This is a genomic window from Tamlana sp. I1 (assembly GCF_015355625.1).
In the GTDB taxonomy this organism is placed as follows: domain Bacteria; phylum Bacteroidota; class Bacteroidia; order Flavobacteriales; family Flavobacteriaceae; genus Pseudotamlana.
This window is the reverse complement of record NZ_JACLAF010000015.1, coordinates 67,327-93,759: the sequence shown is the minus strand read 5'-3', so window position 1 is coordinate 93,759 and position 26,433 is coordinate 67,327. Positions and strand designations below refer to the sequence as shown.

The window sequence follows — 26,433 nt, the reverse complement described above, 5'->3', positions numbered from 1 at the left end:
AAACTTAACGTCTTCTTCCTCCAGAATATTCCATAGCATCCCCTTTTCCAAAGCCATAGCTAAATCCGAAAGTTACAAAACGACCTCGCATACTTTTAGTATAGGCTTCAAAATCGTCCTGAATCGTCATTCTTTCGTTAATTCGGGAATTAAAAACATCGCGCACACTCATATTAATTACGCCTTTACCTTTTAGTATTTTTTTACGTAAACCTAAATCTAAAAAAGCAATGTCATCAACTTCAAATTGAATGGTTTGATATTTTGAATTGTAATTTCCTGTAGCTTCAAAATCGATATCGGCTGGGAATTTAAACTTGGCTAGAATTTTAGAATTCCATTGGTCGCCTTTAAAATCGAAAACCTTAGTCTCATAACTTCCCACACGTTTAAAGTTGTTATAATTAAAATCGACATTAAAGCTTAACCATTTTGCTGGACTCACTTTGGTGTTAAATTCAATACCAATAGTACTATTTGTCCCAATATTTTCTGGACGTTGCACAATAACGTTATCTACCGAAGTCACCACGCGCTCTATAACATCGGTGGTATACCTGTGGAAAAGTCCGAAATTTAAAGCTGTTTTCCCTATGTCGAAAATACTTGTAATCTCATAAGAATCGGTGTATTCTGGTTGTAAATCTGGATTACCTTGACGAATATTATAATTGTTTCTAATGTTGAAAAACGGATTTAAATCCCAAAGACGCGGTCTATAAATTCGATTAGAATACCCCGCTTGAATTGACACAGCATCCGAAATTTTATAAGAAGTATGAATACTAGGAAACAGGTTAAAATAGCTTTGGCTATTAGCTTCATCGGTATTTACCAATAAGGTATTTACATTGGTATATTCCATTCTTAAACCTGGTTTTACACCCCATTTGCCACTTTGATAAGCACCTGTAGCGTAAATTCCCAACACATCTTGGTTAAATTCAAAAACGTTGGTAAGTCCAAAATCGGTTTCAAAATCACCATTCACTAAATCCTGAACTTCATAATCGTTACTTACATCGTTTATCACATATTGGGCACCAGTTTCCATGCTCCATTTATCTGAAAACGGCTTAGTATAATCCAATTTAAATGTGTAGGTGTTTTCTCCAAAATCGGTTCTAGTACGTTGTTCACGATCCATGTTAGTGCCCGAAACGGTTTCATCTTCAAACAAAGACGACTGATCTTTACTAAAAGAACGCCCTGTTGCACTAATTAATAAGTCGTGATCGTCATGATCTTCAAAATCTCTTTTATATTGAAGTTCATATTGCCATTTCGGATTGGCAGCTTCGGTAACTTCCGTACGGTTCCATTCAGATTCTAGATTCTCGTTTTCATCAAACAACTGAAAATTATTATCGGAAGGTTGATCTTCATCTTCAAAAGCATAATTACCCGAAATTGTGATGACGTTATTATCATTAATATAATAATCGGAACCTAATGTAATGGTATAAAACTTTTCATCTCTGTAATCTTGTCCCGTATTATAAAGAATGTTGCCATTATCTAAATCGTTATTAATATTGATGTTATCCTGAGGTCTTGAACGTCTTCCCAATCCAATTTGAGTAAACAGGTTAAACTTTTCAGAACGTTTGTTTAAACTTAAACCCACACTATTATTATCGGGAACACCAGCATTTAAAGTTATCGAACCATTCACCCCCTTACGCTCTTCTTTCTTTATAACTATGTTTATAATTCCCGTAGTTCCTTCGGCTTCATATTTAGCCGACGGGTTTGTAATCACTTCAATTTTTTCAATCATATCGGAAGTAATACTCCCTAAGGCTCCCGAATCTTCAGTTAAAATAGATGGTTTTCCATTAATTAAAACCTGTACCCCTTCACTACCACGTAAACTAATGGCACCTTCAATACTCACACTTACAGAAGGCACATTACTAAGTACCTCTAGCGCACTAGCGCCTGTACTACTAATGTCTCTTCCTATATTAAAAACACGTTTATCGAGTTTAAATTCATTTCTAGAAACTTCAGCTTGAACTACTACTTCTCCTAATTGCTCGGCATCTTCAGCTAAAGAAATAAGCCCAAGATTTATGCTGTTATTTTTAATTTCGAATTGTGTAATTGTTTTAGAAATAAACCCCATAAAACTCACTTCAATGTGAAAATTTGAAGCTGATGTTTCTACATTAAATTTACCATCATCATCAGTAATGGTTCCTGTAATAGGTTTTTTAGAATCAATATCGGTTATAGCAACAGTAGCAAATGCTAAAGGCTGCTTGCTGTTTTCTTCAACAACCTGCCCTTTAATTTTTATATTTTGAGCAACACTCGTCCCACCAATTAATAAAATAAAACAAAGTAATAATTGCGTGATGTGTTTTTTTCTAGAATTCATTCTTAATTATTGTTTGTGCAAAAATCAGGCTTTTATTTTAAAAAAGTCGATTGTATTCTGTAAACGACAAATCCGTCCCTGTAAACTGCAATGTTACAGTTCGCGATTTTACGTTTACATGATTAATTCTGCAGTTTACAGGACTCGTTTTTTATTATTGTAGTTTATATTGTAATTTCGATTTATGTCTGCAAAAAAAACAACATTTAAGATAAGTTGGAAAGAAATTGTTTTTCAAATTATTTTGCATTTGCTCGTATTCATTTTCTATGTCTACAATAGAACGAATCGTACTTTTGAAATCCACCACTTTATTTTCTTTTTAAATTATGCGATCGCTGCGGCCATAATTAGTTATATTTTAATGCCTACTTTTTTCTACAAGAAAAAATATTTAGCCTTTTGTCTGTATCTAATATTACTCATTGTTATTGTTATCCTTACTGAAGAATTTTTTCTAGAAAAGGTGTTTTTTCCTAATACCAAACGCTCTAGTTCTTTCCCAGGAGTATTTTTTATGTTGGCCGATATTCTACCGGTTATCACCATATTATCTGGTTTTAAGTTTACATGGGATGCTATTGTTAAGCAACGTCAAGTTGAAAAATTAACAACACACATTCAAGAAAGTGAACTTCAATTTTTAAAATCTCAAATCAATCCACATTTCCTATTTAACAATTTGAACAACCTTTATTCGTATGCTATTGAAGCTTCACCTAAAACCCCTATTATTATTTTAGAATTAAGTTCGGTTTTAAGATATATGTTGTACGAATGCAAAGCGCGCTATGTTTCTATTGTTAAAGAAATCGAGCATTTAAAAAACTTTACCCAACTAAATGAACTTCAAATTGAAGAACGTGGTCGTATTAATTTTAAATCTGAAAACATTGATGCTCAATATGAAATTGCGCCACTTATTTTAGTTGTTTTTATTGAAAACGCCTTTAAACACAGTCAGTCGGCACAATCGGATAACATAAAAATTGATATTGAAATTTCAATGACTAATGGTATTCTAAGTTTTAGTTGTGTGAACAACTTTATGCCTATGACCAAACAAGATGATTTAACACATGGGATTGGCTTAAAAAACGTAAAAAAACGCTTAGATTTATTATATCCAGATACGCATGAATTAAAGATTAATGAATCGGAAAACCTATACGATGTTCAATTAACCATAAAACTTCATAAAACAGCCCAATGATGACCTGTATTATTGTAGAAGACCAGCCGCCAGCACAGCGTATTTTAAAAAAATACATTGAAGATGTTGACTTTCTAACCTTGAAAGCTGTGTTTTCAGATGCCATTCAGGCCATGGCATATCTAAAAACAGAAACCATTGATGTGATGTTTTTAGACATTAATTTGCCAAAAATATCAGGGATTGAATTTCTTAAAAGTGCTAATAATATTCCGCAAGTTATATTAACTACTGCGTTTTCAGATTATGCCTTAGAGAGTTACGAACTGAATGTCGTAGATTATTTATTGAAGCCTTTTTCTTTTCAGCGATTTGTTCAAGCGGTTTCAAAAGTAAGCTCTAAAACTTCGGAAATGCCTTCGGAAACTTCAGAAATCTTCATAAAATCTGGCTATGAACATATTAAAGTTATTATTGATGATATTCTTTTTATTGAATCTGATTCCGATTACACCGAAATTACTACCCTAAATCAAAAATATTTATCGCAAGAACCATTACGCCATTGGATTGAAGTTTTACCAAATAACAAATTCTATAGAATACATAAATCTCATATTATAAACATTCAGAAAATAGAAAAATTGGTAAGTAACCTCGTCTATTTAAAAGGTGGTTATAAAATTCCAATAGGACGCACTTACAAAGATGCCTTTACTAAAAACATCTTTAAAATCTAATTCCTAACTTTACTTTCAAAATCCTTTAAAAAACAGCCTGTCCCTTTACAGTACGGGATGATTTTTTATTTTACTGGGAACAAAAAAAGCATAGTCACAGCTGGCATGCATTGAGTAGAACCGCTAAAAATGACATTTATGAGCAATTTAAAAGACATCAAATCAGAGATTGAAAAATATGCAAATGACTCAAACTTGACCGAATTACAAATTGTTGAGAAACTTGAAAAACATTACTTTGACAAAAAAGTAAACGCGAATTTAAAGTTGTATAAATTAGGGAAGAAAAAAGTGAGAGAAATAACAAAAGACTTGAAAATATCTCATAGAAAATTTTATCAGATTTTGGAAAAGAAGAACATTGGGTATAAAAAATATAATAAGAGTGATTTAAAATAAAACGATTGACTTCAAGTGTTTTTGCATAATCGAAAACTTAATTGAAAACAAAAAAGCCTGCTAACATTTGTTAACAGGCTTTTTTATTGGTTAAAAAATTGAATTAGCTATTAAGCTTCTTTCTTTTTTCTGATTTATCTACTGTTTCATACATTACAGGTGTTGCGATAAATAACGATGAGTAAGTACCCACAATTACCCCTACAATTAATGCAAACATGAAGCCTCTAATCGAGTCGCCACCAAATATAAATATCGCTAATAATACTACTAAAGTAGTTAACGAGGTATTTAATGTTCTACTTAATGTGCTGCTTAAAGAGACATCTACAACTTTGTCAAAATTCCATGCGGTATGCTCGTTAAGGTATTCACGAACTCTATCGAATACAACCACGGTATCATTTAACGAATAACCAATTACCGTTAATATGGCTGCAATAAATGCTTGGTTAATTTCCATGTTAAATGGCATGAATTTATAAGTTAAAGAGAATACCCCTAATACAATAAGAACATCGTGGAAAACTGCTATTACAGCTCCTAAAGAGAATTGCCATTTTTTGAATCGGAATAAAATGTATAAGAACACTACGATTAACGATCCTAATACAGCCCATAAAGAAGCTTGCTTAATATCATCGGCAATCGTTGGAGATACTTTATAAGTTTCTAATAAACCAACTTGCTTGTTTACATCGTTTAAATCGATGAAATCGTTATAAGTAGTCCCTTCTAAATAAGGTACTAAAGCTTGGTATAATTTAGATCGAATTTCTTCATCTACTTTAGTACCAGATTCGTTAACCTTATATTTTGTTGTGATTTTTAACTGATTTGCAGAACCAAATGTTTTAGCATCGGCACTTCCAAAAACAGCAGGGTCAGATAAAACATCTGTAATTTCTGAAGAAGAAACTGCATGTGCAAAACGCACTTGATAGGTTCTACCTCCAACAAAATCGACACCTTGATCTAATCCGTTTGTAAATAATGATCCTAATGAAAGTACGATTAATGAACCAGAAATGATGTAAGCAATCTTACGTTTCTTTAAAAATTCGATGTTTATGTTTCTAAAAAGGTTTTTAGTAAGTCCTGTAGAGAACTCTAAGTTACCACCTCTATTTGCATACCAGTCAATTAATAATCTTGTAATGAAAATAGCTGTAAATAAAGACGTAGCAATACCAATTAATAAAGTAGTTGCGAAACCTTTAATTGGTCCTGTACCAAATACAAATAAAATTAATGCTGTTAAACCTGTAGTAATGTTGGCATCTAAAATTGATGATAAGGCATTACCAAATCCATCTTTAATAGCTTCTGCTTGTCCTTTTCCTTTGCTTAATTCCTCACGAATACGCTCAAAAATAAGTACGTTCGCATCCACCGACATACCAATGGTTAATACAATACCCGCAATACCAGGTAAAGTTAATACGGCTCCAAGTCCAGATAAAACACCAAAGATTAATAAGATGTTTAATAACATGGCGATATCTGCAAATAAACCAGATTTTCCGTAATAGAAAACCATCCATAATAATACCAATGCCAATGCAATCATGAAAGACATGGTTCCACTTTGAATCGCTTCCTTACCTAAAGAAGGCCCAACAACTTCACTAGAAATAATATCTGCAGAAGCAGGTAATTTACCAGCACGTAATACGTTTGCTAAATCGATCGCTTCGTTTAATGTAAAGTCTCCAGAAATTGAAGAACTTCCTCCTGCAATAGGTCCTGTAGTTACGCCTGGAGCAGAATATACAATGTTATCTAAAACAATAGCAATCTGACTGCCTTGTGCATAAGCATTTCCAGTCATTTCTTCCCAGATTTTAGCACCTTTAGCATTCATTTGCATAGACACTTCAGACTTTCCAACAGCGCTAAACTGGTTTCTTGCATCGGTTACTACATCACCACTTAAAGGTGGAATGTTTTCTCTATTACCAACTAAGGCATATAAATCGACTAATTCGCTATTTTTTTCTGGTTTTCCAAAAGCAAATCTTGCATAACGTTGTTCTGATGGTAATAACGCTCTAACTTCTTTACTGTTTAAATAGTCAAGAACTTTATTTTTATCTTTAATTTCAAACTTAGCGATAACTGGTCCTCCAGGATAGCCTTGTCCTCTAATTAAATCGAAAATTGGGTTTACAGTAGCAACTGCTGTAGAATCAGTTTCAGCATCACCTAATAAATCGTCAATTTGAGATGATTTTGCATCTTCTTCATCTTCAGATTTTGCTTCAGCACTTTCTGTTTTTTTATCTACTACAGATTTTAAAACTTCGTTAGCTTGTGCTAAAAACGGGAAAAATTGTTCGCCTTTATAAGCATCCCAAAATTCTAATTGTGCTGTACTTTGTAATAAGCTTGTAGCACGCTCAACATCTTTAACACCTGGTAATTCAACCAAAATACGTCCAGAAGTTCCTAAACGTTGAATGTTTGGAGAAGTTACACCAAACTCATCAATACGCTTACGTAATACTTCGAATGCAGAAACGATAGACTCGTCAATTTTTCTATCGATAACTACTTTTACCTCATCATCAGACATACCGCCATCAATTTCACCATCTAAAGCTTTGGTGTAAAAAATATCTGGAGACGCTAATTTGGTATCACCTTTAATAGCGTCAAAAGCAGTGAAAAAATCTTCTAAATAGGTGTTTTGACCATTTTTTTGAAGTTCTGTAGCATCTTCTAAAGCTTTATTAAATGTAGGATCGGTTGTATTGTTAGCCAATCCTTTTAAAATGTCTTTTACAGACACTTGAAGAATTACGTTAATACCACCTTTTAAATCTAAACCAAGGTTCATGGCTTTTTGTTTCACTTCGGTATAAGTGAATTTTGCAACCCCCATGTGGTATACCGTATCGGTAGCGATAGACTGTAAATAGTTGGCTTCTTCCTGAGTACGTTTAGCGTGATAGTTCTCTTCGGTAGAAGGTACTTTATTAATCGCTATTTCATGAGCTTCTTTCTCAATTTGATTTGCTTTGAATGTGAATGATAATTGATAAATACTTACCAAACCAAACAAAAGAGCAAATAATTTTACTAATCCTTTGTTTTGCATTTTATAATTTTTACGTCATTTTTTTAATCGGGCAAATATAGAATTTACCGCATAATATGACAATGTTTTATGTATTAAGATTTTATGCTTCATCTTTATAAAAATGAAGTCTTTTTAATGTCTTTTGGAAATCTAGGTTTTACCTAAAGTAGTGTATAAAAACCTTTTAGCAGAAAGGGCCCGCTCGAACCTCGGGAATAGTATGCAAAGCTTCACTTATGGTAAGTGCTATAGTTTCGCAAACTTTAAAGGTCGTTTTAAAACTGTTATGAGAAGCTATAGTTTCTAAATAACCTGTTGAAAAACTATGATTAGAATCTAAAAATCGATCACTTTTAGTATCTAATTGTAAAACAATGGTACCATCGAAATCCCAACCAGAGTCGTTACTGGTTTGAATTTCATAAATGTCAAAATTGTATTTAACAGCACCTTCTTCAAGCGGAATCTCTGAATTGGCTTGATGTTCGGTTAAAATAAGGGCTAAATCATCTTCATTCGAAAAAGCCTTTTTAATACTAGAAACATCGGCGTCGCTGTAATATCTAATTTTTAATAAACCATTGTCTTGGGTGCTTACCTTAATATGACTTCCGCCAACGGCAATCAATTGTTTTTTTACAATGGCAATGGTGTTTTGTACTTCAGTAGATGTTAAATCAACATCTGTAAATTGCAAGACAATTTCTTGATTAGGCGTAGCTATTTGCTGCTGAGAAACAACACCAAACAAAGCTAATCCGAAAATAAAAGTACTAAGGCACCATCTTGCTAACATGCGCCAAATATAAAAAAATAAAGACTGTATTACTACAGTCTTTATATAATTATCATGTATAGCTATTTAATTCAGTTCTATTGACTTTTTTTAACTAAAAACGTAATAAAATACGCTCACAAACCAAACCGTTTATCTATTCATTCCAACAAATCAACCGTTTATCGGTTTTTTTTGAATATTAACGCACGCAAACTTATATTGCAAGCTGCTATTTAACAATCAGTTATCCCAAAACTGCCTCTCACATGAAGAAAACTACTTTTTGGACTAAATTATTATTGCATTTTTTCATCTTATTTCTAAGCATTAATGCTTTTTCTCAAGAAATTGAAAGTATTAATTTGAAGACTTCTACTAATAAGATGAGCAGCCCCCCTGAAGAGTTCACTTTCCAAACAACCATGAAATCCATGATGAGCACTGGTTTTTATGATAGTGATGGTGATGGTGTTTCAGATAACAATGATATTGATGATGATAACGATGGTATTCCTGATACTATTGAAGAACAAGCTTGTGTTGATGCTAACGGCAACTCATTGGCCGAATTTATATTCTTAAATGAAACTTTTGGTGTATACGATGAATCTGACCCAAGCACTGCGCGTGGCGAAATAGGCGGAGCAGACTCCCCTTACACTGCCTATACAGGCTATGGATACGAAGATGGCGCTGGCTCTAACAATAGTGTAAACGATGGCCAATACACACTTACAAGTATAATTGTAGATCCAGATGATGTCCCTACAAACCCTAATGCCAATGTTACTCCTTCGCCTACAGGCCATGTGGCGACATGGGCACACAGCGCTTGGGAACCAATTGAAGACCACACGCCTGGAGATAACACCGGAAATACCAAAGGAAGAATGGCACTTTTTAACGGCCATGACATTGCCAACAACACTTTTTATGAAACAACCATTAATGGTTTAATTCCAGACGTATTAATAACCTATAGTTTTTGGGTTATAAATGTAGACAAGAGTACTTATAATAGAAGTAAACCTAAAATTACTGTTCACTTTTATAAAACTGATGGTACTGAAATTTTTGGAACTAGCGGGTCTGTCTTCACAACTAATAACATATACCGCTGTAGTGGAGGCGGAGATAGCGATAGTACTAGTAGTACGTGCCCAGTTTCTGAATGGCAAGAATTTTCATCAACCTTAACAACCTCAGAATCTACTATACTTGTTAAATTTGTAAACAATGCTCCCGGTGGCGCTGGTAACGATTTAGCATTAGACGATATTGTTATTAAACAATCCATTTGCGACATGGATGGTGATAATGTTGGTGACATCTATGATTTGGATTCTGATAACGATGGGATCCCAGATGCTATTGAAGCAAATTCTACAACTGCTGCTTTGAGTGCTGATAAAGGATATATAGCAACAGCTTTAAAAAAATCAAACGATAAGAACAAAAATGGCATGCTAGACAGTTTAGAATCGCCTACTCTAACCCCAATAGACACAGACGGAGATGGCATTCCTAATTATTTAGATTTAGATAGCGATAACGATGGCTTATTTGATGTCGATGAGTCTGGAGCCACAAATAGTAACAGTCCAACCTTTATAAATGGGGACGGCGATATTTCAGGTGATGGTACTGGCGACGGTATAGAAACTGAAAACTTTAGAGGCGATAGCGGAACTGCAAACGGATACGGCGATGGCATAATAGATATATTCGATTTCCATGAAGGCACAAATTTTAACGATTCTTATGGTAATAATGGCCAAACTAGTCCTGTAGACACCTTTGGAGACCCTAATATACCCGACTATTTAGAAGTAAACCCACTGCCACTAGCCGCAAACGACCCTAGAATCATATATGAAAACTTATTAGATGCTAACGGTAAACTATCCAACACCACAGACAATGATGGCGATGGTATTATGGATTCGAGAGATGGAGACGATACCGTTTTTGGATCTCCAAGAAATTTAGACAGCAGTTTTAGTTTGTATTTTGATGGTAGAAACGATTATGTTGAAGATACTTTTTCGTTAACAAGCGAAGCCTCGATAATGGCTTTTATTAAAAAGGATGGAGCAAACACAAATAACGACCATCAAATTATAGCAGGAAAAGACAATTTCTATTTAATAATAGATAGCAGCACTAATATTGTAAGCACTGTTATAGAAGGCAACACTCTTGTTTCAACAACTGCAATTCCAGAAAATATTTGGACGCATATTGCCGTAGCAACAAAATCTGGCGAAACAAAACTATATATTAATGGTGTTGAAGAAGACACATCTACCAATGGAAGTTTCACCGACACCCCTAATTTCACAATTGGTCGAGGTGCTTCAAACGCAAACTATTTTAAAGGCGAAATCGATGAAGTAAGAGTTTTTAATACGGCCCTTACATCAGAAGAAATAAAAAGAATGGTGTATCAGGAATTGGATGATACCAATGGTTTTAACAGCGGAAAAATAATTCCTTTAGATATCTCATCAACATTAGGCTCCCAATTAGTTAAATACTATAAAATGGATGGCTATACAGACGACATTTTAGATGATAAAAAATCTACTTCAAAAGATGTTACTGGCGCAAAAATGTATAATTTTAAAAACATCTATTTCCAAAAAGCACCGCTTCCTTTTATCACTTCAGCCGATGGCGATTGGGATAATTCGGCAAGTTGGTTATATGGTGATGAATGGGATATTTCAAACAAAAAAAACAATCCTGAAGACGCCTCAATCATCCACATTAAACACAATTTAAACTTAAAAGGTGCAACCGAATTTACCCAAGGCACGGTTGGTATTATTATAGATGATAACAAAACCTTTACCGTCCAGCCAAATCATGGTATTCATAACAGTTGGTATTTAGAATTAAATGGACTTTTAGATTTAGAAGGCGAATCTCAACTTATACAAACCCAAGGCAGTATTTTAGCATCGACAAGTAGCGGAGCTTTGGAAAGAAACCAAGAAGGCGCAGCAAACTTATATACATACAATTGTTGGTCGTCTCCCGTTGGAATAACTGGCTCACTAAATAATAGCAACTATACAGCATCGGATATCTTTGATAATATTGGTTTTTTAACTGGTCAAAATGAATATGATGGAGACGGATCAAATGTTGCAGATTATTGGATTTGGAAATATGCCGATAATCCATCAGACCAATATTCCGAATGGGAACATATTAGAAGTACAGGAGAATTATTGCCAGGGGAAGGATTTACTATGAAAGGAACTGGAACCACCGATGCAGAACAACTTTACGAATTTCTAGGAAAACCGTTTAATGGAGATATCAGCTTAACACTTAATGAAGATAATGACTATTTAGTTGGTAACCCTTACCCGTCTTCTATTGATGCCGATCAATTTATTAGAGATAATTTAGGAACTTCTGATGGCGGAAACAACCCAAACGGAAATATTATCAATGGGGCTTTATATTTCTGGGATCATTTCTCTGATCACTCACACTTTCTTAAAGAGTATGAAGGCGGATATTCTGTATACACATTAACAGGAGCTACACCAGCCATATCAAATGATAGCAGAATTAATGCCACTGGAAATACAGGAAGTACGGCCAAACGGTATATCCCAGTAGGGCAAGGATTTTTTGTTTCATCGTTATTAGATCCAGATCTTAAAAAAATGATTAATTCTTCAGATGCATCTGCTGCAACCGTCCCTATTGGAGGACAGATTGTTTTTAAAAATAGCCAACGTGTATTTGCAACAGAAGCTGCTCATCCTTCCGAATTTTTAAAATCAGCATCAGGAAAATCTAAAGCAAATAAAATTTCTGAAGATATCAGGCCAAAAATTCGATTAAAATTTAAATCACCACTTGGTTACCACAGGCAAATTTTACTTGGTACAGATGCGCATGCCACAAATGGATTTGATTTAGGTTATGAAGCCGAACTAAACGAAGCAAACAAAGAAGACATGTATTGGCTGTTAAATAAAAGCGCATTAACAATACAAGCTATTAAAAACTTTGAAGAAACAAGTCAAATTTTACCTTTAGGCCTAAAAACATCAAAAGAAGGTTTAGCGCTGATAAAAATTGATGCTTTAGAAAATGTAGACCCTCAAACTAAAATTTATTTACATGATAAAGACTTAAACACTTATCATGATCTAAAAGAAAGTGATTTTGAAATTTATTTAGAATCAGGCGTACAAGAAGACCGTTTTGAGCTAACATTTTCGACACCTTTAACGTTAGAAACAGATCAAGCCGAAGAAAACAGTCTTGAAGTGCATTTTAATAACACTAAAAAACAAATTGTAATCTACAATCCTAATGCCCTTCAAATAGAATCAATAGCGCTATTTAACTTATTAGGACAATCGGTATTAAGCATTGAAATTCAAAATACTGATAGAAATTCAGAATACAAAACAGAAGCAATAAGCACAGGAATATACACGGTAAAATTAAAAACTAATAAAGGAACCGTAACCAAGAAAGTGCTTGTAGAGTAGTTTATTGAAAACCAACTTAAACAAAAGAGACTATCTAAAAAGTAAGTTAAATTTGACTTGTCAGGTTGAGCTTGTCGAAACCGATATTGATTAGCAATCAGTTAAAAATATTTCGACAAGCTCAATATGACATCAAGTATACTTTTTAGACAGTCTCTTTTGTTTTTAAAATTAATGCTTCTAGAGACACCTTGCTTTGCTCTCCTGAAACCATATCTTTTAATGTATACTGATTAGATTTTATTTCCTCCTCACCCACTAAAACCACAAATGGAATTTCGCGTTTATTCGCATGATTCATTTGTTTTTTCATTTTAGCAGCATCGGGATATAATTCAGCATTAATGCCTTGTAAACGTAAATTCTTAATGGCTTTTAAACAGAATAGCGCTTCCTTATCACCAAAATTTATAAATAAAACGGCTACATTTTTACTAACGGTTTCTGGAAACAAGCCTAATTCTTCTAAAACCAAATAAATGCGGTCCAGACCAAAACTTATACCAACCCCACTAACATCTTTTAAACCAAAAATTCCCGTTAAGTCATCATAACGGCCACCGCCACCAATAGAACCCATTTGTACGGTTTTTGGTGCTGCTACTTCAAAAATAGCGCCTGTATAATAATTTAAACCTCTAGCTAAAGTCACATCCAACTGAAGTGTTGCTGTACTTAAACCTAACTCGGAAATAGCTTCATCAATAAAAGCCAATTCTTCAATCCCTTTTAAGCCTTCTTCGGAAGTAGATAGAATACTTTTTAAACTTTCAATTTGAGATTCAAAAGAACCTGAAAGTGTAAATAAAGGCTGAAGTTTTGAAATGCCTTCTTCAGAAATTCCTTTACCAAGCATTTCTTCCTTCACTTTCTCCTCGCCTATTTTGTCTAATTTATCTAAAGCCACAGTGAAATCGATAAGCTTATCGCTAGCACCAATCACTTCAGCAATTCCAGAAAGTATTTTTCTATTATTTATTTTGATGGTAACGCCTTCCAGTTTTAAAGCTGAAAAAACCCTATCATACAACTGAATAAACTCAACTTCTTGCCAAAGCGATCTAGAGCCTACTACATCGGCATCACATTGAAAAAACTCTCTAAAACGGCCTTTTTGAGGACGATCGGCACGCCAAACAGGTTGAATTTGATAGCGTTTAAACGGAAATTCAATTTCATTTTGATGCTGCACCACGTAACGCGCAAAAGGCACGGTTAAGTCATAACGCAATGCTTTTTCTGAAATTGAAGCGGTTATTTTCGTGGAATCTTTTTCTGCATAAGCTTCTGCATTTGCCTTAGATAAGAAATCACCAGAATTTAAAATCTTAAAAATTAATCGGTCACCTTCATCGCCATACTTCCCCATAAGGGTACTTGAGTTTTCAAAACTTGGGGTTTCAATAGATTGAAATCCGAAGGTTTCAAAAGCACCACGAATAGTGTTAAATATATAGTTTCGTTTGGCAACTTGTTCTGGATTAAAATCTCTTGTGCCTTTTGGAATGCTTGGTTTTTGAGCCATATAAATGTCTGTGGAAACAGGTATCTTTTTAATTATTAAAAAATAGAATTTGCCGCATCAAAACTTTAAAAATTATTTTGCTGTTGCGGAAGAACAAAAATAATAGTTTTAATTGGAAACAAATTCTGCCTTTGTAGGAATGATTAGTTAATTATTTTATCAAAATACTTAAACAAATCGCCTTTAGTAATCACAGCGCCTTGTTCAATCATTTTAAACTTATCTAAATTTTTATCGTCGGTATAATCTTTATCGGCCTGTAAAAACTCTACGCTTTCATCCATTAAGTTTTCTCGTAACCAGTTATAACCTTCGGCTGTAGTAATATCCACTTCTTCGTTTTTCACATTCAATACAATGGCTTGCATATTCGTTTCCCCTAACCTAAACAAATACATGTGTTGTGCTGAAATATGCTCTAAAAACTCAGCAGCATTTAATACACCTTCCCAAATTAAATCGCTAAACACGTCTAATTCCATTTCGGCTAAATCGGGTTTATTTGCTTTTAAATTTGTCCACTCATCAGCTGTAATGGATTGAGTTGCTAAGAAATTTATAAATTCTTGGTGTAATTCTTCAAACTGTTCTTTGGTGAGTCTTGAATATTTCATTTAAATAAAAATCAATTTTGAAATTATAGTAATAAACTATCTGTATATAAACTGTTTTCAGCTTAAAAAAACCGGGTTTTTAAGCGCTGCAAATTTAAGAATATATCTCTTATTATCTTAAAAAATGGAGACCAAACCCAATGGGTTTCACACATGAAACTATAAAACATAAAAAAACCACTCAAAAAAATTGAGTGGTTTTGTATGATATAAAGCTTTTAATTAAGTTTGGGCAACAACTTCAAATTCTAAATCTACAGATACAACTCTGTGTAAACGAATTACGGCAGTATATTTACCTAATCGTTTAATTGTTGTAAGCGTGATGAATTTTTTATCAATTTCTTGACCTTCTTTTGCTAAAGCTTCAGCTAAATCGATGTTGTTTACAGAACCAAATAATTTGTCTCCTGCTCCAACTTTAGCTGGTATTTTAATTTCTAATGCTTTAATTGCTTCAGCAACTTTATTAGCATCATCAACTATTTTCTTTTCTTTAAAAGCGCGTTGCTTTAAGTTTTCAGCTAATACTTTTTTTGCAGAAGCTGTTGCTAAAATCGCTTGTTTTTGAGGAATTAAAAAGTTTCTACCATAACCGTTCTTAACTGTTACAACATCGTCTTTAAATCCTAAATTTTCAACGTCTTGTTTTAATATAAGTTCCATTGTTATCGTATTTTATTTTAATAAATCAGCTACATAAGGCATTAAAGCTAAGTGACGTGCTCTTTTTACAGCTACAGACACTTTTCTTTGATACTTTAATGATGTTCCTGTTAAACGACGTGGTAAAATTTTACCTTGCTCATTTACAAATCTTAATAACCAGTCTGCATCTTTATAATCTACATACTTGATACCAGACTTTTTGAAACGACAATATTTCTTTTGCTTATTAGTTTCAATATTAAGAGGCGTTAAATATCTAATTTCGCCGTCTTTTTTTCCTTTTGATTGTTGTTCTATTGATGACATAATTAAGCTTTTTGTTTAAGTTTCTCTCTTCTTCTTTCTGCCCAAGCAATCGCGTGCTTATCTAACGATACTGTTAAATAACGCATAAAACGCTCGTCACGCCTAAACTCTACTTCTAAAGCGTCAATTACTTCTCCTGGTACAGTGTACTCAAATAAGTGATAAAAACCACTTTTCTTGTTTTGAATTGGGTAAGCTAATTTTTTTAGTCCCCAATCTTCTTTAGCTATCATCTTAGCGCCGTTAGAAACAAGAAAGTCTTCGTATTTCTTTACTGTTTCCTTTACCTGATCTTCAGATAAAACGGGATTTAAGATGAAAACAGTTTCATAATGATTCATAAAAATCGTATTTTATTGTTAAAAATTGGCTGCAAAAGTAATTATTTTTTATATCTTACACAAGATTATTAGACCTAATTTCCCTCTCAAACAAATAGGCACTAGTAAATTCAATAAAATTTGCGCTTTACCGACGTTTTTTGGTTTTTAGCCGAATTTTTTGTACTATTGTCGATATCTTAACCGAAATAATATAGAATGTTATGACTTTAAACTGTGTAGTAGTAGACGATTCAGCCATTCAGCGTCTCTCTATAGTTAAGTTAGTCGAGAACCACCCATCTCTCAACTTAATTGCGGAGTACAGTAGCGCTTTAGAAACAAAAAATGGTTTAAACACGCATCAAGTAGATTTAATTTTTTTAGACATTGAAATGCCAGTGCTAAACGGATTTGAACTTCTAGACGTATTAAACAACAAACCGCAAATTATTTTCGTAACCGGTAAAACTGAATACGCTTTTAAAGCTTTCAATTATGATGCTACCGATTACTTACACAAACCCATTACAAGAGAACGTTTTAACACTTCTGTAGACAAAGCCTTAGAACAACACAGATTAACTCAAGACTTTAGCGAAGAAGATGGTGAACATATTTTTGTTAAAAGCAACCTTAAAAAACGTAAAGTTTACATTAAAGACATTAAGTGAATTGAAGCCCTTGGTGATTATGTAAAACTTGTAACTGAAGAAAACAGCTTGGTTGTATTATCCACAATGAAATCTTTCGAAGCCGAATTACCTGAAGGTAAATTTTTAAGAATTCATAAATCGTATATCGTAAATTTAGATAAAATTGACAGATTTAACAGTAAAAATGTTGAAGTTGGGGCTTATGAAATTCCTTTAAGCAGGAATAAGAAAACCCAATTGGTAGACGCTTTAAACAATATTTAATAACCACCACACTAAACTAAAAATTATCGACGTTTAAAACTACCCTAACCGATCTAAAATCTTTCACACTAAAAAAGCTATTATTAATTTTAATGATAGCTTCTTTTGTTTTTGCTAACGACTGTTTTTTAGGGATTTTTACTAAAATATTTTTATGAAACTGGTTTCTTATTCTAGCCACCGGTGGCGCTTCTGGCCCTAAAACCGCATCGCCAAACACTTGCCTTAACGATTTTGCAAACCAAATAGAAGCCGTTTCTACACGATTATAATCTTTGTGTTTTAATGTAATTTTAATCTGTTTATATATAGGTGGATATTTAAAATTATACCTTTCGTTCATCTGTTCTTTAAACATTTCGGTATAGTTATTTGTAGACACCTGCTGCAAAATATTATGAAACGGATTATAGGTTTGAATTAACACTTTCCCGCGCTCTTCGGTACGCCCTGCCCTACCCGAAACCTGTAACATAAGCTGAAAACTACGTTCGTGCGCTCTAAAATCTGGAAAATTCAGCATATTATCGGCATTCATAATACCTACTAACTTCACATTTCTAAAATCCAAACCTTTAGTTAGCATTTGCGTACCAACCAAAATATCAATTTCTTGCTGCTCTAGGGCTGTTATAATTTTTTCGTAACCGTATTTACCACGTGTGGTATCTAAATCCATTCGCGCTACCTTATAATCTGGAAAAAGTATTTTAACTTCTTCTTCAATTTGCTCGGTACCAAAACCTTTACTGTCAATATCCTGTCCGCCACAAGCCGAACAATCTTGCAACATGGCCGAATTATAACCACAATAATGGCAACGCAATTGATTTCTGTATTGATGATAGGTTAGACTCACATCGCAATTAGGACACTGCGGCGCATGCCCACAGGTTTTACACTCGACAATTGGTGAAAATCCGCGACGGTTTTGAAATAAGATGATTTGATGGCCTTCAGCTAAAGTTTCGGTCATTTCCTCGATAAGCCTATCGCTAAAATGCCCTTTCATGCGCTTCTTTTTCAGCTTATCTTTAATATCTACCAACTCAATATCAGGCATTAAAACATTGTTGTAACGGTATAACAATTCAACAAAACCATATTTATTTTGCTTCGCGTTATAGTAACTCTCTAAACTTGGCGTTGCAGAACCCAATAGTGTTTTTGCTCCATGTAAATGCGCCAAAACAACCGCTGCATCTCTGGCATGATAACGCGGTGCAGGGTCGAATTGCTTAAAAGATTGCTCGTGTTCTTCATCAACTACAATCAATCCTAAGTTATTAAATGGTAAAAATATAGAAGAACGCGCGCCTAATATTATTTGCGCTTTCCTGCCTGACGGCAAGGCAGGCGCGGAATTGTTTAGCACATGATTCCAAACTTCAACACGTTCTTGAGAAGAGTATTTAGAATGAAAAACAGCTACTTTTTCTCCGAAATAATTCTGAAGCCTCGTAATTAACTGAGTCGTTAAAGCTATTTCTGGAAGCAAATACAACACTTGTTTACCTTGGTTTATAACCGCCTCGATAAGTTTTACGTAAACCTCTGTTTTTCCTGAAGACGTAACCCCGTGTAATAAAGTCACACTATGATTTTCAAAACTAGATTGTATCTCTTTTAAAGCAGTTTCTTGATGGTCGTTTAATTGTTTTGAAGCTTCGGTATCTTCTCCTGAATACTCCACACGATCGGTTTGTATATGATACTCTTCAAGAACACCTTTATCAATTAACGATTTTATTATTGAAGACGAAGCGCCACTTTCTTCAACCAAATCTGAAACCTTTACAGGCTTTTTGGTTTTCGCCGAAATAGAAAACAAAGTAAGAACCACTTCCCTTTGTTTAGGAGCTCTGCTTAACTCATCTAATAATTCATGTAAGGCCCTTTCACTTGTATAACTGGTATGCAACTTGACATAGCGAACCAATTTAGGTTTATACTTTTCATATACCTCTTCTTCAACGGTAATCGCCTCCTTTTCAATCAAACCTTTAATGACAGGTAAAATATTCTTTTTCCCCAGAATATTAGTGATATCATGAATTTTAAGTGAAGACTGGTGTTGCAAAGCTTCAAAAATTAAAAACTCATCATCTTTTAAAATGGACTCGTCTATATTATTAATGGCATTTCTTGTAACAACCGTTTCACTCTCTAAAATAAATGCGTTTGGTAAAGCAGCGCGCATCACATCGCCTAAAGTACACATGTAGTAACTCGCAATCCACTGCCAAAACTTCAACTGCAAATCGTTTACTACGGGTTTTTCATCTAAAATTTGCTGAATATCTTTAGCTTCATAAGCCACCGGAGCTTCATTATGGATGCTAAAAACAACTCCTGTATATATTTTAGATTTTCCAAAAGGAACGGCTACACGCATGCCTGGCTTTAGAAATTCAGCTTCAGCAGCCGTTACCGTATAGGTAAATAATTTTTTAAGTGGAATAGGAATAATAACATCAATAAAATACAGCATAAACTAAGAGGTTTTTCGAAGTTTATTAATAGATGCATTTAACTCGTAGCCCAGCAATATAATATTAGAATTTAACCATAAATACAGTAGTAAAATTAAAAGGGCACCAATAGAACCATATAATTTATTGTATTGACTAAAATTCTCGATATAAATTCCGAATAAAAATGAGGTTACAATGATTAAAAAAGTAGTAAATAATGCGCCCACCGATAAAAAACGGGAATACTTCCCTTCTTTTGTTCCGAAATAATAAAGTGTTGCAGTTGATAAATACACCATAATTACAAAGAACATCGACTTGACCATGTTTGTCCAAAACTTCCCTTTTTCTTCGGAACTAAACCCGATATCTTGAAGCATTTCTATAAAATTCTGAACCACATAAATTTGAAAATAACCTAGAAACGCAATGGTTAAGATTAATAAAAAAGATAAAATTAATGCAATACCTAAAGCATATAAATATTGCCTAAATACAGAACGTGTGATTTGTTCATGGTACGAACTTTCAAAACCTGTAAACACAGCGTTAACCCCGTTTGCCATTAATAAAATTGATAAAATAAACACAGACGATAATAAACCGGCTTGCTGCGATTTTTCAATATTATCAAAGATGTTTTCAAAGAAAAAATCGGAAGTACTTGGTGGTAAAAAGGATTCTAAAAAGACTAAGAATTCAATTTTAAAATCATCAATAGGTATGTAAGGGATAATGATTAGTACAAATAATAAAAACGGAAAAATTGCTGTAAAAAAACTAAAAGCAATAGCACTAGCTCGTGTCGTTACTGCACCTTTTACAATACCTGTAATATAAAGTTCTAATAAATCGTATAAAGAAAACCCTGCAAGGCCAGGAAGTTTAATGTGCTTAAAAAACCGTACTAAAATATTAATTACGGGTATTTTTTCAAGTTTGTCCTCAATGGGCTTGGTCATTAATAGTTTGCTTTTCGTGGTTAGAATAGCAAAGTTATTAAAATAAAGAATGCTTTTAAGGCTTAAAACCTATTAAATTCATTAAATAAAAGACCGAGGGAAAGTCTTATTTTATGGCTTTTAAGCTTAAATCCATATTATGAACAGAATGCGTTAAAGCGCCCGACGAAATATAATTTACACCACATTCTGCATAATGTCTTATCGTGGTTTCGTTTATATTTCCTGAGGATTCGGTAAGGCATTTATCGCCTATTAATTTAACCGCTTTTCTGGTATCCTCATAATCGAAATTATCAAGTAAAATTCTGTAAACACCATCGTTTTCTAGAATTTCTTCAACCTCAATTAGGTTTCTAGCCTCAACCATAATTAGCAAGTCTTTACCAGTTTCGTTTAAATAATCCTTAGTCATTTCAATTGCTTTGGTTATTCCACCAGCAAAATCGATGTGATTATCTTTTAACATAATCATATCATACAATGCAAATCTATGATTTTCGCCACCACCAATTTTTACAGCCCACTTTTCTAAAACACGAATGCCTGGGGTTGTTTTACGGGTATCTAAAATTCGTGTTTTAGTTCCTTTTAATAAATCAACAAACATTCTAGTTTTTGTTGCAATGGCACTCATACGCTGCATGGCGTTAAGTACCGTACGCTCGGCTTTTAAAATAGATTGCGAAGAACCTTCGATATACATTACGACATCGCCGTATGTCACCTCGGAACCGTCTTCAATACGTACATCTAATTTTAAATTTTTATCAACGTAAGCAAATACCTTTTTTGCGAAATTAACACCGCCAATAATACCTTTGTCTTTAACTAAAAGTTTAGCTTTGCCGCGTGCATTTTCAGGAATACAAGCTAACGAGCTATGATCTCCGTCTCCAACGTCTTCTCTAATCGCGTTAGAAATAATCATTTTCAATTCCGAATCAAACTGCTCTTGTGTAATCATAAATAATTCATATTTGCAGCAAAAATAATAAATAGATTCACTAAATTAAATTTTACATTTACGAAATTTTTAATTTTTTCTAATTTTAATGCATTATTCATAAATAGCAAACCGTAATCCTGACATATGACTATTAGACTTATTGCCATTGGCAAAACTGATAATAAACAACTTACGTTACTAATTAACGATTATATTAAACGCTTAGGCTTCTACATTAAATTCAATTTAGAGATTATTCCAGATATTAAAAATTCGAAGAATTTAAGTGAAGAACAGCAGAAAAAAAAGGAGGGAGAGCTGATTTTGAGCAAGATAAATACTACAGACGCCTTAATTTTGTTAGATGAAAACGGAAAACAATACGACTCGGTAGCCTTTTCAAACTACTTACAAAAACATATGAATTCTGGAATTAAGCAATTGGTTTTTGTTATTGGTGGCCCTTATGGTTTTTCGGAAGACGTTTACAAACAAGCTAATGGAAAAATATCATTATCTAAAATGACCTTTTCTCATCAAATGATTCGCTTATTTTTTATTGAACAATTGTATAGAGGTTTCACTATATTAAGGAATGAACCTTATCATCATAGGTGAAAAATTGGTTTTTGGTTTTTGGTTTTTGGTTTTTGGTTTTTAGCTGCAGTTACTGTTTTCAGTTCAATGCGCTTCTTAAACACAAAAAAAAGATGATTAAAACTAGGTCTTAATCATCTTTTTAAATTAATAGACTTCGGTCATCCGTCATCTGTCATTCTTATGTCAATTCTAATGCGTTTTAAAAACTTCTTTTCTTTTTTTAAGTTGACGCTCTAAATCGCTTATGGTTTCTCTTACCGAAACTTCAAAATTACGCTCGTTAGAAGTTGCAAAAATTCTTGGTCCCGGTAAACTCAATTCTATATTACATATTTTTCCTAAATCGTGATCTTTTTCATCTTGTTTAAAATGCACGGCAGCACTTATTAAAAATTCATATCTATTAAATAGTTTTTCTAGTTTTTCTTTTGTGAATTGTGAAAGTGTTTCACTTACATCTACGCCTACATACTGAAAATTTACTGTCATAATCAATCGCTTTTTATGTTAATAATCTATTCCCAAGGTACAGGTTTTTTGCTCAACATAAAACATCAAAAGTCATAAAATGCTATTAAAATTTAAAATACAATAAATTAAATGCCACTTTCATTTATACCTTTATAATAGTACTTTTGGCATAATCAATTCTAGAATCTATGCAACTCGTTTTCGCCACCAACAACTTAAATAAAGTTAAAGAAGTTCAAGCTTTAATCCCTGAACACATTACCTTATTAAGTTTAAAAGATATTGGTTGTTTGGAAGATATTCCAGAAACACAAGATACTATTGAAGGCAATGCCATTCAAAAAGCAACTTATATTAAGGAGAACTACGGTTATGATTGTTTTGCAGACGATACCGGCTTGGAAGTTGAAGCATTAAATGGTGCGCCTGGCGTTTTTTCCGCGCGTTATGCTGGCGAACAAAAAGACGCTCAAGATAATATGAATAAGCTACTAAACGAATTACAGGGTAAAACCAATAGAGCTGCACAATTTAAAACGGTAATTGCTTTACATATAAACAACACTTTAAAAACTTTTACTGGAATTTGTGAAGGTGCTATAACCAACAATAAAATTGGAGAACAAGGCTTTGGATACGACCCCATTTTTAATCCGAAGGGATACCATGAAACCTTTGCCGAAATGCCTTTAAGTACTAAAAACAGTATTGGTCACCGCGGAAAAGCCGTTTCTCAACTGGTTCAATTTCTAAACAGCTAGTAAATTTAACCTTACACAAGCTCCTATTCCGGCCTAATTCATTATAAAAAAACAACACGAAGTTGTCTGTTAACATTCTTTATGCTACTTTTAAATTATGACAGAGGAAGATATTGAAAAAGAAAATGCCACCATTGCAAAAGCCTACAAAGAACTACTAAAAGTTAGTTATAGAACCCTTTCTTCTGAAGATAAAAAACTAATTAGAAGTGCTTTTGAAGTTGCTTTAGATGGACACAAAAACCAGCGTAGAAAATCGGGAGAAGCTTACATCTTCCACCCTATTGCTGTGGCTAAAATTGTAGCACAAGAAATTGGATTGGATGCCACTTCTATTGCTGCGGCGCTGCTTCATGACGTTGTTGAAGACAGCCCAGATTATGAAATTAAAGACATCGAGAAACGTTTTGGAAAAACCATTGCTAGAATTGTTGAAGGTTTAACCAAAATTTCATCCTTAAGTAAGGACAAAGACATGGATGTGTCTTTACAGGCCGAGAATTTTCGTAAAATGCTTTTAACGCTTAATGATGATGTTCGCGTTATCATTATTAAAATTGCCGACCGACTCCATAATATGCAAACCATGGATTCCATGCGCCCTGATAAACAGGATAAAATCGCATCGGAAACCTTATACATTTATGCGCCATTAGCACACCGTATTGGTTTGTACAACATTAAAACGCAACTTGAAGATTTAAGTTTAAAATATACCGAACCCGATGTTTACAACGACATTCTTCATAAAATTAAAGAAAGTAAAGAAGAACAAGACCTATATATAAAGGACTTTAGTGAGGTTATAAAAAATGCTTTAGACAAGGAAAATTTTGAATACTCTATAAAAGGACGTCCGAAATCAATTTTTTCAATAAGAAGAAAAATGTTGGCTCAAGGCGTTTCTTTTGATGAAGTTTACGACAAATTTGCCATTCGAATTATTTATAAAAGTGAAATTCCAGACGAAAAATTTCTAGCTTGGAAAATATATTCAATTGTAACCGATCACTTTAGACCTAACCCCATGCGATTGCGAGATTGGATAACCTCGCCAAAATCTACAGGTTATGAAGCCTTACACATTACCGTAATGGGACCAAAAGGACGCTGGGTTGAAGTACAAGTGCGTAGCGAACGTATGAATGAAATTGCCGAAAAAGGATACGCCGCTCATTACAAATACAAAAACAATTCTGAAAAAGAAGACAGTTTAGAAAGCTGGATAAACAGGCTACAAGAAGCGCTTGAAAGCACCGAGATTAATGCCGTAGATTTTGTTGAACAGTTTAAACTTAATTTATATTCTCAAGAAATATTTGTTTTTACCCCAAATGGCGATTTAAAATCGCTTCCAAAAGGGGCCACATCTTTAGACTTTGCCTTTAATATTCATACCGAAATTGGCATGAAAACCAGAGGCGCCAAAGTAAACGGAAAACTTGTACCGCTTAGTCATGTTTTAGAAACTGGCGACCAGGTAGAAGTTTTAACTTCCGAAAGTGCAAAACCAAACCAAAACTGGTTAGACTATGCGACAACAGCACGAGCTCGTGGTAAAATTAAATCGGCACTAAAAGAAGACAAAAAACGCATTGGCGAAGATGGTAAGGAAATTTTAAGACGTAAGTTAAAACAACTAAAAATTACACTTAACGAGCGCAGCATTAACGAACTGGTTAATTATTTCAAACTAAAAACGAGTTTAGATTTATTTTACCGTGTAGGCATTGGCTCGATAGACAATACCATGATAAAAAACTTTGCGGCGTCACGAAGTAATGCCTTAATGTCTTTTATTAAAAGTAAAATTACCAGAAAGGCAAACATTCCAAAAGAAGAGATTGAGAAAAACGAAGTAACTACCAATTTCGATTCTTTAGTTTTCGGAAGAGAAGAAGAAAAACTAGATTATAAATTAGCCAATTGCTGCAACCCCATTCCTGGCGACCAGGTTTTTGGATTTTTAACAGTTTCTGAAGGTATTAAAGTGCACAAAAAAAACTGTCCGAATGCCTTAAGTTTACAATCCAATTATGCTTATCGTATCATGACGGCTAGATGGGTAGATTCCACGCAGCAAGAATTTTTGGCTCAAATTACCCTTACAGGAATCGATCATATTGGCTTGGTAAACGAAATAACCTCTATCGTTTCTGAAAATATGCATGTTAATATGAAAAGTATTAGTTTTGAAAGTGATGAAGGGTTATTCTCAGGAAAAATCAATGTTGTTGTAAAAAATAATACCATTATTAAAAAGCTTTTAGAAAAACTTAAAAAAATTAATGGTATAGATAAGGTTACTAGAGTGTAAAAAAGTGTAAATTTGCCACGGAAATTATGAATGCAAAAGCTGATACAAAAAATCAAGATATAGTAAAAAGTGTATTTACTAACTTTTTAGAAAATAACGGGCACCGTAAAACCCCCGAACGCTATGCTATATTGCAGGAAATTTACAATAGCGATGAACATTTCGATATAGAATCACTATATCTTAATATGAAAAACAAAAAGTATCGTGTCTCTCGCGCAACACTTTACAATACCATAGAATTACTTTTAGATTGTGGCTTGGTAAGAAAACACCAGTTTGGAAAAAACCAAGCACATTACGAAAAATCTTATTTCGATAGACAACACGATCACGTGATCCTTACAGATACAGGTGAAGTGATGGAGTTTTGCGACCCTAGAATTGAATCTATCAAAAAAACAATCGAAGAAATTTTCGATATCGAGATAAACAACCACTCACTTTATTTCTACGGAAATAGAAAATCAACAACTAATAAATAAAT

Annotated in this window: 20 protein-coding genes and 1 pseudogene; 9 read left to right on the top strand and 12 right to left on the bottom strand. The window is 33.6% G+C overall.

Annotated features, from left to right (window positions below):
- Positions 1–4 precede the first annotated feature (4 nt).
- Entirely contained in the window at positions 5–2,383 is a 2,379-nt protein-coding gene (locus H6X70_RS14270) for an outer membrane beta-barrel family protein (protein ID WP_194768366.1), read from the bottom strand.
- A gap of 184 nt (positions 2,384–2,567) precedes the next feature.
- Here H6X70_RS14270 and H6X70_RS14265 point away from each other — a divergent pair, with 184 nt between their 5' ends.
- The 3 genes from H6X70_RS14265 to H6X70_RS14255 all read left to right on the top strand — a co-directional run bounded on the left by H6X70_RS14265 (position 2,568) and on the right by H6X70_RS14255 (position 4,675).
- Positions 2,568–3,596 (top strand): sensor histidine kinase, encoded by a 1,029-nt coding sequence (locus H6X70_RS14265; protein WP_194768365.1) that lies wholly within the window; start codon positions 2,568–2,570, stop codon positions 3,594–3,596.
- A complete protein-coding gene (locus H6X70_RS14260; RefSeq protein WP_317171475.1) occupies positions 3,593–4,276 on the top strand; it encodes a LytTR family DNA-binding domain-containing protein in 684 nt (227 codons plus the stop codon). Before H6X70_RS14265 ends, H6X70_RS14260 begins: the two co-directional genes overlap by 4 nt.
- 138 nt (positions 4,277–4,414) lie before the next feature.
- Positions 4,415–4,675, top strand: a complete 261-nt coding sequence (locus H6X70_RS14255; protein WP_194768364.1) for a hypothetical protein — start codon at positions 4,415–4,417, stop codon at positions 4,673–4,675.
- A 103-nt stretch (positions 4,676–4,778) separates the two neighbouring features.
- Here the strand turns inward: H6X70_RS14255 and secDF are convergent, their stop codons facing one another.
- Positions 4,779–7,775 carry a protein translocase subunit SecDF gene (gene secDF, locus H6X70_RS14250; protein WP_194768363.1) on the bottom strand — a complete coding sequence of 999 codons (2,997 nt, stop codon included), beginning with the start codon at positions 7,773–7,775 and terminating at the stop codon, positions 4,779–4,781.
- Positions 7,776–7,941: 166 nt separating this feature from the next.
- Positions 7,942–8,553, bottom strand: coding sequence for a hypothetical protein (locus H6X70_RS14245; protein WP_194768362.1), 612 nt, complete (start codon positions 8,551–8,553; stop codon positions 7,942–7,944).
- A 248-nt stretch (positions 8,554–8,801) separates the two neighbouring features.
- Here H6X70_RS14245 and H6X70_RS14240 point away from each other — a divergent pair, with 248 nt between their 5' ends.
- Complete coding sequence (locus H6X70_RS14240) at positions 8,802–13,058, top strand: LamG-like jellyroll fold domain-containing protein (RefSeq protein ID WP_194768361.1); 4,257 nt, start codon at positions 8,802–8,804, stop codon at positions 13,056–13,058.
- A gap of 145 nt (positions 13,059–13,203) precedes the next feature.
- On the opposite strand, the gene hisS is transcribed toward H6X70_RS14240, so the two are convergent.
- From hisS to rpsF, 5 genes are all read right to left on the bottom strand, one after another.
- Entirely contained in the window at positions 13,204–14,583 is a 1,380-nt protein-coding gene (gene hisS, locus H6X70_RS14235) for a histidine--tRNA ligase (protein ID WP_194768360.1), read from the bottom strand.
- A gap of 143 nt (positions 14,584–14,726) precedes the next feature.
- Complete coding sequence (locus H6X70_RS14230; RefSeq protein WP_194768359.1) at positions 14,727–15,197, bottom strand: DUF6495 family protein; 471 nt, start codon at positions 15,195–15,197, stop codon at positions 14,727–14,729.
- Between the two features lie 222 nt (positions 15,198–15,419).
- A complete protein-coding gene (gene rplI / locus H6X70_RS14225; protein WP_194768358.1) occupies positions 15,420–15,863 on the bottom strand; it encodes a 50S ribosomal protein L9 in 444 nt (147 codons plus the stop codon).
- 12 nt (positions 15,864–15,875) lie between these two features.
- Positions 15,876–16,172 carry a 30S ribosomal protein S18 gene (rpsR, locus tag H6X70_RS14220; protein ID WP_042498218.1) on the bottom strand — a complete coding sequence of 99 codons (297 nt, stop codon included), beginning with the start codon at positions 16,170–16,172 and terminating at the stop codon, positions 15,876–15,878.
- A 2-nt stretch (positions 16,173–16,174) separates the two neighbouring features.
- Positions 16,175–16,513 carry a 30S ribosomal protein S6 gene (rpsF, locus tag H6X70_RS14215; protein ID WP_194768357.1) on the bottom strand — a complete coding sequence of 113 codons (339 nt, stop codon included), beginning with the start codon at positions 16,511–16,513 and terminating at the stop codon, positions 16,175–16,177.
- A 203-nt stretch (positions 16,514–16,716) separates the two neighbouring features.
- Between rpsF and H6X70_RS14210 the strand changes: the two are divergent.
- Positions 16,717–17,412, top strand: a pseudogene (locus H6X70_RS14210) (LytR/AlgR family response regulator transcription factor).
- A gap of 16 nt (positions 17,413–17,428) precedes the next feature.
- On the opposite strand, the gene priA reads toward H6X70_RS14210, so the two are convergent.
- From priA to nadC, 3 genes are all read right to left on the bottom strand, one after another.
- On the bottom strand, positions 17,429–19,903 hold the full coding sequence (priA, locus tag H6X70_RS14205) for a primosomal protein N' (protein WP_194768356.1): 2,475 nt from the start codon (positions 19,901–19,903) through the stop codon (positions 17,429–17,431).
- A 3-nt stretch (positions 19,904–19,906) separates the two neighbouring features.
- Entirely contained in the window at positions 19,907–20,848 is a 942-nt protein-coding gene (locus H6X70_RS14200; protein ID WP_194768355.1) for a YihY/virulence factor BrkB family protein, read from the bottom strand.
- A gap of 106 nt (positions 20,849–20,954) precedes the next feature.
- A complete protein-coding gene (gene nadC / locus H6X70_RS14195) occupies positions 20,955–21,815 on the bottom strand; it encodes a carboxylating nicotinate-nucleotide diphosphorylase (protein ID WP_194768354.1) in 861 nt (286 codons plus the stop codon).
- 126 nt (positions 21,816–21,941) lie between these two features.
- Here nadC and rlmH point away from each other — a divergent pair, with 126 nt between their 5' ends.
- The gene (rlmH, locus tag H6X70_RS14190; protein ID WP_194768353.1) at positions 21,942–22,415 is read left to right on the top strand and encodes a 23S rRNA (pseudouridine(1915)-N(3))-methyltransferase RlmH; all 474 of its coding nucleotides are present in this window, start codon (positions 21,942–21,944) and stop codon (positions 22,413–22,415) included.
- Positions 22,416–22,586: 171 nt separating this feature from the next.
- On the opposite strand, the gene hpf is transcribed toward rlmH, so the two are convergent.
- Entirely contained in the window at positions 22,587–22,886 is a 300-nt protein-coding gene (gene hpf / locus H6X70_RS14185; RefSeq protein WP_194768352.1) for a ribosome hibernation-promoting factor, HPF/YfiA family, read from the bottom strand.
- 170 nt (positions 22,887–23,056) lie between these two features.
- On the opposite strand from hpf, the gene H6X70_RS14180 reads away from it, so the two are divergent.
- From H6X70_RS14180 to H6X70_RS14170, 3 genes are all read left to right on the top strand, one after another.
- Positions 23,057–23,629 carry a non-canonical purine NTP diphosphatase gene (locus H6X70_RS14180; RefSeq protein ID WP_194768351.1) on the top strand — a complete coding sequence of 191 codons (573 nt, stop codon included), beginning with the start codon at positions 23,057–23,059 and terminating at the stop codon, positions 23,627–23,629.
- 97 nt (positions 23,630–23,726) lie between these two features.
- The gene (locus H6X70_RS14175; RefSeq protein ID WP_194768350.1) at positions 23,727–25,946 is read left to right on the top strand and encodes a RelA/SpoT family protein; all 2,220 of its coding nucleotides are present in this window, start codon (positions 23,727–23,729) and stop codon (positions 25,944–25,946) included.
- Positions 25,947–25,972: 26 nt separating this feature from the next.
- Positions 25,973–26,431, top strand: coding sequence for a Fur family transcriptional regulator (locus H6X70_RS14170; protein WP_194768349.1), 459 nt, complete (start codon positions 25,973–25,975; stop codon positions 26,429–26,431).
- The last annotated feature ends 2 nt before the right edge of the window (positions 26,432–26,433 follow it).

What these genes read in the sequence shown, in the direction of transcription:
- H6X70_RS14175 (WP_194768350.1), top strand. Translation starts at nt 23,727, where the DNA reads ATGACAGAGGAAGATATTGAAAAAGAAAATGCCACCATTGCAAAAGCC.
- H6X70_RS14200 (WP_194768355.1), bottom strand. Translation starts at nt 20,848, where the DNA reads ATGACCAAGCCCATTGAGGACAAACTTGAAAAAATACCCGTAATTAAT.
- H6X70_RS14270 (WP_194768366.1), bottom strand. Translation starts at nt 2,383, where the DNA reads ATGAATTCTAGAAAAAAACACATCACGCAATTATTACTTTGTTTTATT.
- priA (WP_194768356.1), bottom strand. Translation starts at nt 19,903, where the DNA reads ATGCTGTATTTTATTGATGTTATTATTCCTATTCCACTTAAAAAATTA.
- H6X70_RS14180 (WP_194768351.1), top strand. Translation starts at nt 23,057, where the DNA reads ATGCAACTCGTTTTCGCCACCAACAACTTAAATAAAGTTAAAGAAGTT.
- hisS (WP_194768360.1), bottom strand. Translation starts at nt 14,583, where the DNA reads ATGGCTCAAAAACCAAGCATTCCAAAAGGCACAAGAGATTTTAATCCA.
- secDF (WP_194768363.1), bottom strand. Translation starts at nt 7,775, where the DNA reads ATGCAAAACAAAGGATTAGTAAAATTATTTGCTCTTTTGTTTGGTTTG.
- H6X70_RS14260 (WP_317171475.1), top strand. Translation starts at nt 3,593, where the DNA reads ATGATGACCTGTATTATTGTAGAAGACCAGCCGCCAGCACAGCGTATT.
- H6X70_RS14240 (WP_194768361.1), top strand. Translation starts at nt 8,802, where the DNA reads ATGAAGAAAACTACTTTTTGGACTAAATTATTATTGCATTTTTTCATC.
- H6X70_RS14255 (WP_194768364.1), top strand. Translation starts at nt 4,415, where the DNA reads ATGAGCAATTTAAAAGACATCAAATCAGAGATTGAAAAATATGCAAAT.
- nadC (WP_194768354.1), bottom strand. Translation starts at nt 21,815, where the DNA reads ATGATTACACAAGAGCAGTTTGATTCGGAATTGAAAATGATTATTTCT.
- H6X70_RS14170 (WP_194768349.1), top strand. Translation starts at nt 25,973, where the DNA reads ATGAATGCAAAAGCTGATACAAAAAATCAAGATATAGTAAAAAGTGTA.
- rplI (WP_194768358.1), bottom strand. Translation starts at nt 15,863, where the DNA reads ATGGAACTTATATTAAAACAAGACGTTGAAAATTTAGGATTTAAAGAC.
- H6X70_RS14230 (WP_194768359.1), bottom strand. Translation starts at nt 15,197, where the DNA reads ATGAAATATTCAAGACTCACCAAAGAACAGTTTGAAGAATTACACCAA.
- rlmH (WP_194768353.1), top strand. Translation starts at nt 21,942, where the DNA reads ATGACTATTAGACTTATTGCCATTGGCAAAACTGATAATAAACAACTT.
- rpsF (WP_194768357.1), bottom strand. Translation starts at nt 16,513, where the DNA reads ATGAATCATTATGAAACTGTTTTCATCTTAAATCCCGTTTTATCTGAA.
- H6X70_RS14265 (WP_194768365.1), top strand. Translation starts at nt 2,568, where the DNA reads ATGTCTGCAAAAAAAACAACATTTAAGATAAGTTGGAAAGAAATTGTT.
- hpf (WP_194768352.1), bottom strand. Translation starts at nt 22,886, where the DNA reads ATGACAGTAAATTTTCAGTATGTAGGCGTAGATGTAAGTGAAACACTT.
- H6X70_RS14245 (WP_194768362.1), bottom strand. Translation starts at nt 8,553, where the DNA reads ATGTTAGCAAGATGGTGCCTTAGTACTTTTATTTTCGGATTAGCTTTG.
- rpsR (WP_042498218.1), bottom strand. Translation starts at nt 16,172, where the DNA reads ATGTCATCAATAGAACAACAATCAAAAGGAAAAAAAGACGGCGAAATT.